12 protein-coding genes are annotated in these 14,076 nt (G+C 75.1%); 5 read left to right on the top strand and 7 right to left on the bottom strand.

Annotated elements, in window-relative coordinates; genetic code table 11:
- Window positions 1-23 precede the first annotated feature (23 nt).
- Window positions 24-662, top strand: coding sequence for a TetR/AcrR family transcriptional regulator (locus tag AC07A6_RS01755; RefSeq protein ID WP_478775650.1), 639 nt, complete (start codon window positions 24-26; stop codon window positions 660-662).
- A gap of 51 nt (window positions 663-713) precedes the next feature.
- On the top strand, window positions 714-2,342 hold the full coding sequence (locus tag AC07A6_RS01760) for an amidohydrolase (RefSeq protein ID WP_478775651.1): 1,629 nt from the start codon (window positions 714-716) through the stop codon (window positions 2,340-2,342).
- A 212-nt stretch (window positions 2,343-2,554) separates the two neighbouring features.
- Here AC07A6_RS01760 and AC07A6_RS01765 read toward each other — a convergent pair whose 3' ends face one another.
- The 7 genes from AC07A6_RS01765 to AC07A6_RS01795 form a co-directional block, all read right to left on the bottom strand.
- Window positions 2,555-3,808, bottom strand: coding sequence for an ATP-grasp domain-containing protein (locus AC07A6_RS01765; protein ID WP_478775652.1), 1,254 nt, complete (start codon window positions 3,806-3,808; stop codon window positions 2,555-2,557).
- Entirely contained in the window at window positions 3,805-5,097 is a 1,293-nt protein-coding gene (locus tag AC07A6_RS01770) for an ATP-grasp domain-containing protein (RefSeq protein ID WP_478775653.1), read from the bottom strand. Before AC07A6_RS01770 ends, AC07A6_RS01765 begins: the two co-directional genes overlap by 4 nt.
- Complete coding sequence (locus AC07A6_RS01775; protein ID WP_478775654.1) at window positions 5,094-6,332, bottom strand: ATP-grasp domain-containing protein; 1,239 nt, start codon at window positions 6,330-6,332, stop codon at window positions 5,094-5,096. The genes AC07A6_RS01770 and AC07A6_RS01775 overlap by 4 nt, the downstream gene beginning before the upstream one ends.
- Complete coding sequence (locus tag AC07A6_RS01780) at window positions 6,329-7,648, bottom strand: MFS transporter (RefSeq protein WP_478775655.1); 1,320 nt, start codon at window positions 7,646-7,648, stop codon at window positions 6,329-6,331. The genes AC07A6_RS01775 and AC07A6_RS01780 overlap by 4 nt, the downstream gene beginning before the upstream one ends.
- Before the next feature lie 40 nt (window positions 7,649-7,688).
- The gene (locus AC07A6_RS01785) at window positions 7,689-8,738 is read right to left on the bottom strand and encodes a PLP-dependent cysteine synthase family protein (protein ID WP_478775656.1); all 1,050 of its coding nucleotides are present in this window, start codon (window positions 8,736-8,738) and stop codon (window positions 7,689-7,691) included.
- Window positions 8,739-8,890: 152 nt separating this feature from the next.
- A complete protein-coding gene (epsC, locus tag AC07A6_RS01790; RefSeq protein WP_362462626.1) occupies window positions 8,891-9,511 on the bottom strand; it encodes a serine O-acetyltransferase EpsC in 621 nt (206 codons plus the stop codon).
- The gene (locus AC07A6_RS01795; protein ID WP_362462624.1) at window positions 9,511-10,092 is read right to left on the bottom strand and encodes an NADPH-dependent FMN reductase; all 582 of its coding nucleotides are present in this window, start codon (window positions 10,090-10,092) and stop codon (window positions 9,511-9,513) included. Before AC07A6_RS01795 ends, epsC begins: the two co-directional genes overlap by 1 nt.
- 288 nt (window positions 10,093-10,380) lie before the next feature.
- Between AC07A6_RS01795 and AC07A6_RS01800 the strand changes: the two genes are divergently transcribed.
- From AC07A6_RS01800 to AC07A6_RS01810, 3 genes are all read left to right on the top strand, one after another.
- Complete coding sequence (locus AC07A6_RS01800) at window positions 10,381-12,543, top strand: FUSC family protein (protein WP_478775657.1); 2,163 nt, start codon at window positions 10,381-10,383, stop codon at window positions 12,541-12,543.
- 151 nt (window positions 12,544-12,694) lie between these two features.
- A complete protein-coding gene (locus AC07A6_RS01805) occupies window positions 12,695-13,306 on the top strand; it encodes a CAP domain-containing protein (protein WP_478775658.1) in 612 nt (203 codons plus the stop codon).
- Between the two features lie 111 nt (window positions 13,307-13,417).
- Window positions 13,418-13,981 (top strand): hypothetical protein, encoded by a 564-nt coding sequence (locus AC07A6_RS01810; protein ID WP_478775659.1) that lies wholly within the window; start codon window positions 13,418-13,420, stop codon window positions 13,979-13,981.
- Window positions 13,982-14,076: the final 95 nt, after the last annotated feature.

Consider the following 14,076-nt stretch of genomic DNA (forward strand, 5'->3'; position numbering starts at 1 on the left):
GCACACTCAATAGCATCGCCGGTATGTCGTCAAGCGTTCAGCGCCCACGAGTCCGCAAGTCCCCGGAAGCCCGTCGGGCGGAGATCGTCGAGGCCGCGACCGGGGTCGCCCTCACCGAGGGGCTGGAGTGCCTCACGCTCCGGCGGATCGCGGACGAACTCGCCGTCCGGCCGGGTCTGATCAGCCACTACTTCCCCTCCGTGGAGGATCTGGTGGCCGAGGCGTTCGGCAGCGCCGCGAGCGCGGAGCTGGACCGCCTCGTCCCGGCCGGCAGCGACGGCGAGAGCCCGACGCTGCGGCTGGCCCGGTTCCTCGCCCACACCGCCGGGGACTCCTACGACGCCATCAGCCGGCTCTGGATCAACGCGCGCCACCTCAGCCGCTACCGGCCCGTCCTGCGCGACCGGGTCGCCGTCCAGGAGGCGGCCTGGCGCGGAGCGCTGGAGCGGCTGGTCCGTGAGGGCGTCGACCGGGAGGAGTTCCGTACGCCGGACCCGTACGTCACCACCATCCAGATCCTCGTCGTGCTCGACGGGCTCGGGGCGCACGCCAACACCGACACCGCCGACCGCCCCGCCGCGGTCACCCGGATGGCCGTCACCACGGCGGAACGCGAACTCGGCCTGCCGCCGGGCACCCTGGACCTGCCCGAGGGCCCTTAGGGGCCTCCCCCGCCACCACCGACCGAGACCCCGTCCCCCCGAGGAGCCACCGTGCACGCCCGTCTCGTCCTGCTCTCCGCCCGTCTGCTCGACCCCGCGACGGGGCGGTTCCTGCCGCAGACCGCGCTCGCGGCCGGGGAGGACGGGCGGATCCTCGCCCTGGGCGACGACCGCGAGGTGCGGGCGCTCGCCGGCCCCGCGACCACCGTCGTCGGACTCGACGGGGCCGTGGTCACCCCCGGGCTCGTCGACGGCCACCTGCACCCGGTCTCCGGCGCCGAACTGACCCACGGCCTCGACCTGTCGGGCTGCGCCGGCCTGGACGACGTACGGCGGGAGCTGGCCGCCCGGGTGCGCTCGCTCGCCCCCGGCGAGTGGCTGTTCGGCTGGGGTCTGGACCCGAACGTCTTCGGGGACCGGCCGGTGGCGACCGCCCCCTTCGACGCGGTGCTCGACGGCGTGCCGGCCTTCCTGCTGCTGTTCGACGCCCACTCGGCGCTCGCCAGCCGCCGCGCCCTCGAACTGGCCGGTGTCGACGGCCCGCGCACCTTCGCCCAGGCCTCCGCCGAGGTCGTCTGCGACGCGGGCGGACGCCCCACGGGCCTGCTCCAGGAGGACGCCGCCTGCGAACTGGTCGAACGGGTCGCCCCGCGGCCCACCCCGGAGCAGAGCCGGGAGCGGCTCGCGGCCGCCCTGCGGTCCATGGCCGCCTCCGGGCTGACCGGCGGGCACGCCATGGACGCGAACGGCGACAGCCTCGCGCTGTACGGGGAGCTGGAGGCGGCCGGGCAGCTCCCGCTGCGGCTGCGGGTCGCACCCTGGTGCCAGCCGGGGACCGGCGCGGAGGGGGTGCGCGCCCTCATCGCGCAGCAGGGCACCGGCGGGGACCTGTGGCAGGTCGCGGGCGTGAAGCTGTTCATGGACGGCACCATCGACAACGGCACCGCCTGGCTGGAACACCCCGACCGGCACGGCGAGTCCACGCACGCCTTCTGGCCGGACCCGGCCGCTTACACGCGGATCGTCGGGGAACTGCACCGGGCGGGCGTGCCCACCGCCACCCACGCGATCGGCGACGCGGCCGTCCGGCACGTGCTCGACTCCGTCGAGGAGGCGCGCGCCGGCGGCCCGGCCGGGGTGCGCCACCGGGTGGAGCACATCGAGACCGTCCCCGACGACACCCTGCGGCGCTTCGCCGAGCTGGGCGTCATCGCGTCCATGCAGCCCACCCACTGCTGCGACTTCACCCGCGCCGACCACACCGACAACTGGTCCCGCCGTCTCGGCGAGGAGCGGGCCTCGCGCGCGTGGCGCTGCCGCGACCTGTGGGACGCGGGGGCCACGGTGGTCCTCGGATCCGACTGGCCGATCGCCCCGTTCCCACCGCTCGGGGTGATGGCCGGCGCCCGCCACCGCCGCCCGAGCCGCGACCTCGCCCTGCCGCCCCACGGCCCCGAGCAGGCGCTGACCGCCCTGGAGGCGCTGCGCGGGATGACCACCGGCCCCGCGTACGCGGCGGGCGCCGAGCACGAGTCGGGCCGCCTCGCACCCGGGTTCCGCGCGGACCTCACGGTCTTCGCCGCCGACCCGCTCACCACGGCCGCCACGGACCTGCCCGAACTGCCCGTGCTGCTCACGGTCCTGGACGGGCGGCCGACCCACCGCGCGGCGGGCCTATGACAGAAGGCCCCGGTCTCCGTGAGGAGGCCGGGGCCTTGATCGAGCGCTGGGCAGGCCTTGCACCTGCATTCCCCCACGGGAAGTGGGGTGTCTTTCCTTGGACCACCAACGCATCGTCCCGTTCGCCGTGTTCCGCGGCGGCGGGCTCGAGATCCACTATAGCCCATCACCGCAGGTCGGCGCACGCGCCGGCCGGTCGGCGAGCGCGTCGGTCAGCCGATCACGATCTCCGCCTCGAAGCGGGCGCCCAGGGCCCGCAGCCGGCGCTCGCACTGGCGCCGGGTCGGCGCCGACAGCACCGCCGCCGCGAGGAAGTCCGAGGAGAGGGCCGCCTCCGCGAGGACCTCGCCCGGCTCCGCGTAGACGCCGTAGTAGCGCACCCAGGGCTCCTCCGGGGTGACCGGGATGCCGCGCACGGTGCCGGGCCGCTTCATCATCAGGACCTGGCCAGCCATGCGGACGGGCTCCAGCCGGGCGCCGTCCGCGAGCCTGGCCAGGACGGGCAGCCGCAGTCCCGTCTGGGCCCGCGTCGCCAGCTCCACCGGGTGCACCTCGAACACGGCGTCCAGCACCTCGCGGATCCGGGCGCCGGCCGGGCGGGAGGCGACCTCGCAGACGACGAGGCGGTCGTCGGGGGTGTGGAAGACCTCGGCGTGGAAGGCGTAGTCCGCCGGGCCGCCGAGGGCCGCGAGCGCGCTGTCCGCCAGCTCCAGCAGACGCGGGGTCAGCGGGTCCGTGGGGTCCAGGGTCAGGTCCACCCGGGCGCCGGGGTCGGCCTGGAAGGAGGAGAGCTCGTACTGGTACTGGGACGGCCAGGCCATCACCGTGCGGCCGCCGACGACGACCCCGTCCACGTGGCACATCCGGCCCGGCACGTACGCCTCGGCCAGCAGGTCCTCGCGGGGGGCCGCGCCCGGCGCGAAGGCCCCGGCCAGGTACTCCTCCAGTTCCCCGGGGGTCCGTACGATCCGCAGCCCGATCGAGCCGAAGCCGTCGCGGGCCTTGAACACCAGCGGCAGTCCGTGCTCGTCCGCGAAGTCCCGGGCGTCGTCGGCCGTGGCGGGCAGGGTGTGCGGGGCGACCTCGATGCCGGCCGCCTCCAGCCGCCGCTTCATCAGGGCCTTGTCCCGGAAGGGCAGGACCTCGTCGGGGAGCTGGCCGGGCAGGCCGAACTTCTCGCGGAGCCGGGCCGCCCGCATCAGGTCCGCCTCGTGGGGGGCGATGACATGGGTGACCCGGTACTCCTCGGCCAGTTCGAGGGCGGTCCGGTCGAGGAGTTCCTCGTCCTCGAAGTCGTCGAGCACCACCAGCCGGCGGTAGCCGCCGTCCCCGGCGGGGACCTGCTCGCGGGCGCCCTCGATCCGGTCGCGGGCGGCGATCAGCACCACCCCGCCGTCGAGTTCCGCCAGCCAGCGGTCGTAGGGGAACGGGCCGAGCGGGAAGCGGTGCAGTACGAGGGCGGTCACGCGGCGGCCTCCAGGTCCAGGGCGTCCGCCGGCGCCCCGGCCGGGGTCACGTCGATGCGGATCTGCTCGGTCAGCCGCTCGCACAGGGCGATGGCGGCGTCGGTGTCGGCGGCCGTGACGGCGGCGAAGCCGAGCCGGTCCCAGTTGTCCCGCAGCGGGCGCACCGGGTCGCCGGGCGCCACGGACACCTCCACGGCGAGCACGTCGGGGCGGGCGGCGACCTCCGCCACTCCGGAGACGGCCGTGACCGTGCCCGGGTCGCGGAGCACGAAGCGGGTGCAGGCGCCGGCGCGGGCCTTCGGGGGCTCCGGGAGCGCCTCGACGAGGCCGAGCGGCCAGGCGACGCCGTAGCCGAGGAGGTCGATGCCGTAGGCCGCCTCGACCAGTTCGTTGATGTGGCCGCCGCCGACCCGGTTGTGGGACTCGATGACGACGGGGCCCCGGGAGCCGAGGCGCAGTTCGGTGTGGCTGGGTCCGTCGGTGACGCCCATCGTGTCGAGGAAGTCCTCGACGGCTGCCGTGACCCGGGCGTGCGCCTCCGGTGCCAGGCGGGCGGGCAGGGCGTGGCCGAGTTCCGCGAAGTGGGTGTCGTCGACGAGCTTCTCGGTCACGGCGATCACCACGTGGCGTCCGGCGAAGCTGAAGGCCTCGACGCTGAACTCGGGGCCGTCGAGGTAGGACTCCATCAGGAACTCGCTGACGGTGTAGAGGGTCGAGCCGCGGTCGCTGCGGCGGCCGCGCAGCTCCTCGATCCGGTCCCAGGTGGCGTCCAGTTCTCCGGGAGCGGAGACGCGGATCAGGCCGAAGCTCGCGGTGGCGTCCGTGGGCTTGATGATGAAGGGGTAGCCGGCGCGGGCGGCGAAGGCGTCGAGGGAGGCGCGGTCGGTGACCCGGTCCCAGTGGATCGACAGCTTGCCGCGTTCCGTGAGGTGCTGCCGCATCAGGAACTTGTTGCGCATGCGGCGGCTGGCCTCGGGGCCGGTGCCGGGGAAGCCGAAGTGGGCGTTCAGGCGGGCGGCCATGTCGAGTCCGGCCTCGGTGAGGGAGGCGACGGTGTCGAAGCCCCACACCTCGCGGGAGGCCTCGGCGAGCGGCCGTACGGTGTCCCAGTCGGTGTAGTCGACCATCAGGAGGACGTCGGCCAGCCCGGTCTGGTACGAGGTGATCTTGTCGGGGTGCTGGAGGAGCACCACGCGGACGCCCAGTGCCTTGGCCCGTTCGAGGTGTTGGTCCGTGGCGCCGACGAGCAGCAGGGTACGGTCCGCGGCGCGCGCGGTCGGGGCGGTCATCGCAGTGCTTCCTTCGGGGTCTGGGTGGTCGTGGTGCGCAGGGCGGTGCGGGCCGCGGCGATCCGGTCGGCGGCCTCCGCGGGGGTCGGTGCGTCGACGACGGCGTAGCCGTGGCGGGTGCCGGAGTCGGTGGTGCGGGGCAGGACGTCGCCGGGGGCGTACGGGAAGTGCACGCCGTGCACGTGGTCCCGGGCGCGCAGGCCGTCGAGGCCGTCGACGGACTCCAGGCGTCCGGCGGGGAGCTGGAAGAAGCCGATGGCGGCGTACCGGTGGGGTGCGGGGGCGGTGACGTCCTCGCCGGCCAGGCCCCGGAATATGGCGGCCTCGATGTCGTATCCGGTGGCGACCTCCACGAGCAGCGGGATCCGGTCGCCGCCGAGGCGGGCCTGGGACTCGACGACGCGCGGCCCGGCGGGGGTGAGGATGACCTCGGTGTGGGCGGGGCCGAAGGCGTAGCCGGCGAGGCCGAGGAGGGCGGTGACGGTGTCGCGGATCGCGGCGGCGTCTTCCGGGTCGAGGGGGGCGGGGTGGATGTGCCCGGTCTCGACGAAGCCGGGGGCTCCGGTGGTCTGCTTGGCGGTGATGCCGACGACGTGGTGGGTGCCGCCGGCGGTGAGGGTCTCGACGCTGAACTCGGGGCCTTCGAGGTAGTCCTCGATGATGAAGGGGCCCTCGAAGCCGCCCGCCTTGACCCGTTCGGTCCATTCGGCGAGGTCGGCGTCGGTGCGGACGAGGGCGATGCCGCGGCTGCCGGCCGTGTTGGTGGGCTTGACCACGGCCGGCAGTCCGAACTCGGTGAGCAGCGGCTCGACCTCGCCGAGGGTCTCGGCCCGGCGGGCGCGGACGGCGGAGACGCCGTGGGCGTTGAGCAGGCCGCGCATCGCGTGCTTGTCGTTGAGCAGGCGTACGGATTCGGCGGTGTTGGGTGACAGGCCGAGGGCTTCGGCCTCGGCGACCACGGGGGCCATGGTGGCCTCGCTGCCCAGGTGCAGGACGTGGTGGACGTCGTGCCGGCGGGCCAGCTCGGCGACGAGGGCGCGCAGGGCCGCCTCGTCCGCGAAGTCGACCAGGGCCAGTTCCCGGGAGTGGGCGGCGACCTTGTCGAGGTATTCGGGGGTGCGCAGTGCGGGGTCCCAGATCGACCAGACCTCGAAGCCGGCTTCGACGGCCTTGCGTACGAGCTGCTCGTACGGCATCACCATCAGGATGCGGCCGGGCTCGCGGGGCGGGGTCATGACGTGGCTCCGTTCTGGGCCGGCACGGGCGCCGGCGTGGCGGCGGCCAGCGGCGCGGCCTGGGTTTCGTGCTCCGGGGCGGTGCGGCGGGAGGCGCGCAACGGCAGCAGGGAGCGGTAGACGAGGATGGCGCCGAGGCCGAAGGCGCCGTAGAGGAGGCTCATGCCGACCGGGGAGAGGAAGGCTCCGACGGTCACGCACACCGAGCCGATGAGCAGGCCGACGCGCGGTACCAGGCCGTAGGCGGCGAGGTACTTGGTGCGGGCGGCCGGGTCGACCAGGTCGGCGAGGATGGCCTGCTTGACCGGGACGTTCGCGATCTCCCCGAGGGTGAACACGACGGCGGCGGCGATCAGGACCCAGCCGCTGTTGCTGACGGCCAGGACCATGTGGCCGGCGGTGAAGACGGCGATGCCCGCGTAGAGCCTGGTCCGGTCGGACAGCCGGCGGAACATGCTGCCGGTGAAGAGGGCGAAGCCGACGACGAGGACGGTGTTGACGGCCCGCAGGATGCCGAGCATGGCGACCCCGTCCACGGAGGGGAACCAGTGTTCCAGGCCGGCCAGTGCCTGCTCGGGGAAGTCGTCGGCGAGGCGGACGGCGATGTAGTAGCCGATCTGGACCTCGATGGCGCGGGTGAGGATCGCGGCGCCCACCAGCCTGAGGAACACCCGGTCCCGGGAGACGGCGAGGTAGCCGCGGAGCATGGCGGGGACGCCGGAGGCCCGGTCCTTGGCGGATTCGGGGGCGCTCTCGGCGATCCGCCACCAGGTGACCAGGGCGGTGGCCAGGGACAGTGCGGCCGCGCCGGCCAGCAGCAGGGCGAAGTGCTCCCCGTAGAAGAAGCCGCCGATCAGGGCGCCGGCGGTGAACGCCATGTTGATCGACCAGTAGTTGACCGTGTAGACGAGCTGCCGGTTCTCGGGGGTGGAGACGTCGATCATCATCGCCTCGGCGGCGGGGGTGGCCGCGCCGGCGAGGCTCGTGTTGAGGAGGAACAGCACGAAGGTGGCCGCTCCGGACTGCCACCAGGGCGAGTTGGCCAGGGCGAGCAGTGCGAAGGTGAGCGTGGCCCCCACCTCGCCGGCGACCATCAGCGGCTTGCGGCCGTGGACGTCGGCGAGGTGGCCCCCCACGAAGTTGGCGGCGATGCCCGCGGCGGCCACGACCATGGTCAGCACGCCGGCCGCGGCCGCGCCGTACAGCGTGGCGAGGTGGATGACCATCAGCGGCATCAGCATGATGCCGAGCATCCGCTGGACGAATCCGATGCCGAGCCGCAGCTTGATGTTCGGATGGAGCTGACGGAAATTCACGCCGGGTTCCTTCGCGGTGTGGGGGGACGGGCGGGAGGCGTCAGGACTTCGCGGCCAGTACCTGGGCCGGGGCGGCCGCCGGTGCGGGGGCGGGGGCGGGGGCGGGGGCCGCCGCGGGGGCCGGGGCCGACTGCCGGGCGGCGGGCGCGGGGGTCTCGTTCCACAGGCTGAGGTAGCGCTCGCCGGTGTCGGGCAGGATGGTGACGATGGTGGCGCCGATGTAGTCCGGGTGGGCGGCCAGCCGGGCGCAGGCGTGGGCGACGGCGCCGGAGGAGACGCCGACGAAGACGCCCTGCCGGCGGGCGAGGGAGCGGGCGGCGGCCATGGCGTCCTCGTCGGAGACGGTCACGACGTTGTCGATCAGCGCGACGTCGGTGGTGGGGGCGACGAAGCCGCCGTTGAGGCCCGGGATCCGGTGCAGGCCGCCCTCGCCCTGGGTGAGCACCGGGGAGTTCTCCGGCTCGACCGCGACGACGCGGATCCGCGGGTCCTGCTCCTTGAGGTACTTGGCCGTGCCGCTGAGGGTGCCGCCGGTGCCGACGCCGCAGACCAGTACGTCGATCCGGCCCGCCGTGTCGGCCCAGATCTCGGGGCCGGTGGTCTCGTAGTGGGCGCGGACGTTGTCGTCGTTCTCGTGCTGGCAGGCGAACCAGGACCCGGGCGTCGCCGAGTGCAGCTCCTGGGCCTTGGCGATCGCGCCGGGGTAGCCGGCGTCGCGGGGGGTCTGCACGACCTCGGCGCCCAGCGCCTTGAGCAGGGAGACCCGTTCGGCGGTGGCGCTGTCGGGCAGCACGATGACGCAGCGGTATCCGCGGGCCGCGGAGAGGGCGGCCAGGGAGATGCCGGTGTTGCCCGAGGTGGCTTCGATGACGGTTCCGTTGCCGCGCATCAGGTCGCCGCGGTCCTCGGCGGCGCGCAGCATGTAGAGGGCCGCCCGGTCCTTGCTGGTGGACATCGGGTTGGCGGCCTCCAGCTTGGCGAGCACTTCGCCGCCCGGGGCGGAGTCGTCGAAGCGGAGGCGGATCAGCGGGGTCGAGCCGACCAGGTCGGCGATGCTGTCTGCGATGCGGCGCGTCTCACGGCTTTCCACGTGTGGTTCCTCACAAGTCGGTTCGTGCGGCTGCGGGCCGGGCGGGCGGAGCTGGTCCGGCCCGGTGCGGCCAGGTGTGGGGGGACGTCGTTCGGGGCGGAGCGGGTGCGCGGCGGGCGGGGCCGGGGCCGGCTCCGTGCCGCGCGGCCGGGCTACCAGGAGCCGGCCGAGGCCGTCATGGCGTACAGGTCCTCCATGGGCTGCGGCCGCTGGCCGACGGGCTTGATCACCGCGGTGGCGGCGAGCACCCGGGCGCCCGCGGGCACGTCCTTGTTCACCAGTGCCTGGGCACCGATGACGGCGTGCGAGCCGATGGTGACCGGCCCCAGTACGGTCGCGTTGGTGCCGAGCACGACGTGGGCGCCCACCACCGGGTGTCTGCGGTCGCCCTCGGGCCGGTTGTTGTCGCTCCACCAGCCGACCGCTCCCAGCGTCACCTGGTGGTAGATGGTCACGTCGTCCCCGACCACGGCGGTTTCACCGATCACCACGGCGGCGCCGTGGTCGATGAAGACCCGGCGGCCGAGCACGGCGCCGGGGTGGATCTCCACGGAGGTGCTGCGGCGGGCGCGCCAGGCGATGGTCCGCGCGATCATCCGGTGTCCGCGCCGGTGCAGCCGGTGGGCGATCCGGTGGGCCCACAGCGCGGGCAGGGCCGCGTGCAGCAGCGCCTCCCGGCGGTTGCGCATGGAGGGGTCGCGGGCGACGACCACCTCCAGGTCCTCCTTCATGATCTGGAACAGGCTTGGGGCCGGGGACGCCAAGGACGCCATCAGACGAGCACCTCCACGCGCTCGCCGGCCGCGGCGAACTCGGCGATCAGGGCCCCGGTGAGGCTCTCCAGCCGGGCCACGACCTCCGCGTCGGTGTAGCGGCCGTCCTCGGTGGCGAGCGTGCCCGTGGAGCCGATGGCGACCGGCTCGTGCTCGACGACCCGCACGCCGCAGCGGGCGAGCAGGCCGGTCAGGCCGGGCTGCGCGTCCACGGCGCCGCGCGCTCCGGGGGAGGCGCTGGTGACGGCGGCCACCTTGCCGGTGAGCGGGCTCGGGTTCTCGCCCTGGGCCCGGGACAGCCAGTCCAGGGCGTTCTTCAGCACGCCGGGCATCTCGCTGTTGTAGGCGGGGGTGCTGATGAACAGCGCGTCGGCGCCGGTGACCAGCTCCTTGGCCGCGCGGACGGCGGGCGAGCCGTCGGTGCGTTCCAGTTCGGCCTCGTAGTGGGGCAGTTCGCCGACGGGGAGCAGCACGCTCTCGTGCTCGCCGGGCAGGTCGTCGAGGATGTGGCGCACGGTGGCGAGTACGGCGGTGTTCACCGAGTCGCCGCGGGTGCTTCCGGATATCAGAACGATCTTCATGGGTGGAACTCCTTCTCCTCGGCCTTGCGGTCGGCAGGCCTTCGACCGGTCGGGAGCCGTGCCTGGGTTGCGGGGCTCCCGGCCCCTGCCGCTGCGCCGTGCGGTTCCCCGGGCGCATCGGCGCGTGGCCGGGCACCGGGATGCTCCGGCGGTACGGTCCGGCCCGCGTCCTGGTCGTAACCGTGTCAGCTCGAACCGATGCGCTGCTGGACCGCGACTCGTGCCCCGGCTGAGGGCGGCTCCAGGCCGTGGCGTGCCGGGCGGGCGGCGGCGGGTGATGCTGGTGGCATGGGAGGCGTTCCCGGGGTGCGGCTGCCGGCCGGCTGGGCGGCGGCGGGGCGGCGCTCGGTGCGGGTCACGCTGGCCGGCGGCGCGGGGTTCTACCTGTTCCTGTACGGCTTCGGCTCGACCGTGGCGGCGACGTACGCGCTGTTCGCCGCGGTGGCGCTGGCGGGCCTGTCGCACATCCCCGGGACGGGCCGGCAGCGAGCCGGGGTGGTGCTGCGGCTGGTGCCGGCCTGCTGGGCGCTGATCACGATCGGCACGTTCCTGTCGGTGCGGACCTGGAGCGCGGTGCTGGGGATGCTGGTGGCCGGCTTCGTGCTGGCGTTCGTCGCGGTGGGCGGGCCGCGGGCGGCGGGGGCGGGGCCCGGGCTGCAGCTGATGTACATCCTGCCGTCGTTCCCGCCCTACGATCCGGGCTCGCTCGGGGAGCGGCTGGCCGGTGCGACGGTGGGGCTCGCGCTGCTGGTGCTGGCGGAGGCGTACGTGCTGCCCGATCCGCCGGCCGTCCCGTACCGGGAGCTGGCCGCGCGGGCCGCCGAGTGCGCGCGGGGGTGCGCGGCGGAGCTGGCGGGGCCGCCGTACGCGCTGTCCGCGGCGTCCGGGCTGCGGGCGGAGGAGGCCGGGCCGGCGCTGCGGCCCTCGCGGGTGCCGGAGGCGGAGCGGCCGGCCGGGCCGGGGCTGCGGGACCGGGCGCTGACCCACACCGGGCTGGCGGCCCGCACCCTGCTGGTCCGGCTGGCGGGGCTGCCGCCGGTGGCGGGGGCGCCGTCGGCGGCGGACCGGGAGGTGCTGGGCGCGGTACGGGACACCGCGCGGGAGACGGCGGTGCTGCTGCGGGGGCGGGGCCGGGGCCCCGAGCCGGGCGGGGACGCGCACGCGGAGCTGCTGCGGGCCCGTGCGGCCCTGGCGGCGGGCCCGGACGACGGGGAGGGGCCGGCGGTGCTGCGGCGGCACGCGGCGGTGCTGGAGGTGGCGGACGCCGCGCTGGCGATGTCGACGGCGGCCGGGATCGCGGTACGGGGGCGGGCGGGTGCGGAGCGGGCGGCTCCGGGCCGGTTCTGGTATGCGCGGATGGGCACGGCGCGGCTGTGGTGGCACCGGCTGGCGGGGCACGCCGTGCGCCGGTCGGTGTTCTTCCAGAACGCGGTGCGGCTGAGTCTGGCGCTGGCGGCGGCACGGGTGATCGCGGGCGAGGACAGCCTGCCGCACGGGTTCTGGGTGCTGCTGGCGACGCTGACGCTGACCCGTACGACGGTACGGGAGACCCGCCGGACGGTACGGATCGCGCTGACGGGGACGCTGGTCGGGGCGCTGGCCGCGGCGGGGCTGCTGGCGCTCGCGGGGTCGGACACCGCCGTGTACGCGGCGGCGCTGCCGCCGTTGATGCTGGCCGCGTTCACGCTGGGGCCGGTCAAGGGGGTGGGGTGGGCGCAGGCGCTGTTCACGGTGGTCATCGCCCTGGTGTTCGCCCAGCTGGCGCCCGCGACCTGGCAGCTCGCCGAGTTCCGGCTGCTGGACGTGCTGACCGGCAGTGCGATCGGCGCGGTGTTCGGGCTGCTGGCCTGGCCCCGGGGTGCGCAGGACGAGCTGCGGCGGTCGGCCGCGGTGCTGTTGCGGGGTGCCGCGGAGATCGTGGTGGCGACGGCGGCCCGGCTCGCGGCGGGCGGGGTGCGGGAGCCGGTGGCCGGCGTGCCGGGGCACCGGTCGCTGCTGCACTCGCTGGTCCTGGCCGAGTCGGCGTACGCCCAGTTCCAGAGCGAGCCGCGGCCGCACGGGCCGGCCGGGGCCTGGCCGGCGTCGGCGGCGGGCGGGCAGGACTGGCAGGCCGCGCTGCTGGCCGGGCACCACACGCTGTGGGGCGCGGACCGGCTGCTGGCGGTGCCCGCGCGGGTCCTGGTACCGCCGCTGGAGCGGGAGCCGGCCGAGGCGGTGACGCGGCTCGGGGACCGGGTGGCCGGGCGGATGCTGTTGGTGTCGGCGTGGCTCGACCCGGGCGGCGACACCCCGCGGACGCCGGTCGCGCTGCGGGACCCGGCCTTCGACGGGTTCGAGGCGGAGCCGCCGGGCGCGCCGAGGCAGTACTACGCGGCGGTGTTGTGGCTGGACTCGCTGATGACCGACCTGGAGCGGATCACCGGGGAGGCCGGGGAGGCGCCGGAGCGCTGAGGAGTGCGTGCGGCGGCGCAACTCGCCCCGCTCCGCGGGCCGGATGGCGATCAGCGGGGGCGGGTGCCAGGCTGGAGGGAGCAGCCACAGCGCTGGGCTCCTCCACACCGCTCGCAACGCCCCGTTCCGAGTCCGCAGGAGGTGGAAGCCCGTGAGCAGCCGCACTTCACGTACCCGTACCCGTTCCCGTACCGCGGTCTCCCTGGCCGTGGCCGCCGTCCTGTCCGCCGTGCTCGTGCCGGCGGCCGCGCCGTCCGCGACGGCCGCCGGCTGCGACGCCGCGGCGGCGGCCCGGCCACCGGGCGGGGGCGTCGCGGAGCGGGACGCCGTCCTGTGCCTGATCAACGCCCAGCGCGCGCAGCGCGGTCTGCCCGCCCTGACGGCGAACGCGGCCATGACCAACGCGGCCCGGCAGCACGCGGCCGCGGCCGTGCAGCTCAAGTGGTGGGGGCCCTGGAAGGATTCGCACACCGACCCGCGGACCGGGTCCACCCCGCAGAGCCGCGTCATGGGCGCCGGCTACTGCCCCGACCCCCGGTCCTGGGCCGTCTCCGAGATCACCTACAACGGCTGGGGCGGCTCGGGCACCCCGGACTCCGCCGTCAAGTGGTGGATGAACAGCCCGGGTCACCGCGCGGTCATCCTCGACGCCTCGCTGCGCGACTTCGGCGGCTGGGCGCAGCCCGGAGCGGCCGACCCGGCCGGGGCGGTCTCGACCGGCGCCGGCACGTACGTCGTGGACTTCGGCCGCTGCCAGCGATAGCGGTGGCGGGGCGGCGGGAAGACCCGGTACGCCTCCCCATAGGGGTGATCGGCGGCGGCGGGCGGTGCGCCTGCGTGAACCGGTGCGGCGCGCCCGCCCAGGATGGCGCGCATGCTCCCTTCCTCCGCCGCGTTCCTGCGCCGCGCCCTCGTACCGTTCCTCGCCTCGGTCGCCCTGCTCGCGCCCGCCGCCGCCTCCGTCGCCACCGCGGCGGAGGCATGCGGCTCCGTCATCACCGCTCCCCTGGCCCGGCCGGCGGCCGCCGACGACCCTTGTCCCAGCGCCGATCCCGTGGTGTGCCGCATCCGCGTCATGCCGATGGACGAGAAGGTCGAGGCCCAGCGGACCCGGATGCGCTACCACGGCCTGCTGGAGGACATGCACCGCACCGAGGCGGCGATGCGCGAGTCCGGGGCCTCCGACGAGGAGGTCGCTCGGGAGATGGTCGACATGCGCAACCAGGCCAAGGAAATCACCCGCGCGGGCATGACCCCGGAGGAGGTCCGGGTCCTGGAGGAGCGCAACCAGGCCAAGTACGGCAACCCGCTCGGACCGACCGCCGAGCAGCTCTACGCGAAGTACGGTTCCTGGCAGAAGGTCACCGAGGCGTCCATGCGCACCAGTTACGCGGTCGACCGCGAACTCAGCCTGGAGTACCGGCCCTGCCCCGTGTGAGGTGGAACGGGCCGTGCCCCCGGCCCCGTGGGGGGGGGGGGGGAAGGGCCGGGGGGTGGGGTCGGTTCGACAGGTGGTCCCACCCCCCCCGCAAG

Source organism: Streptomyces sp. NPDC044002 (assembly GCF_056434525.1).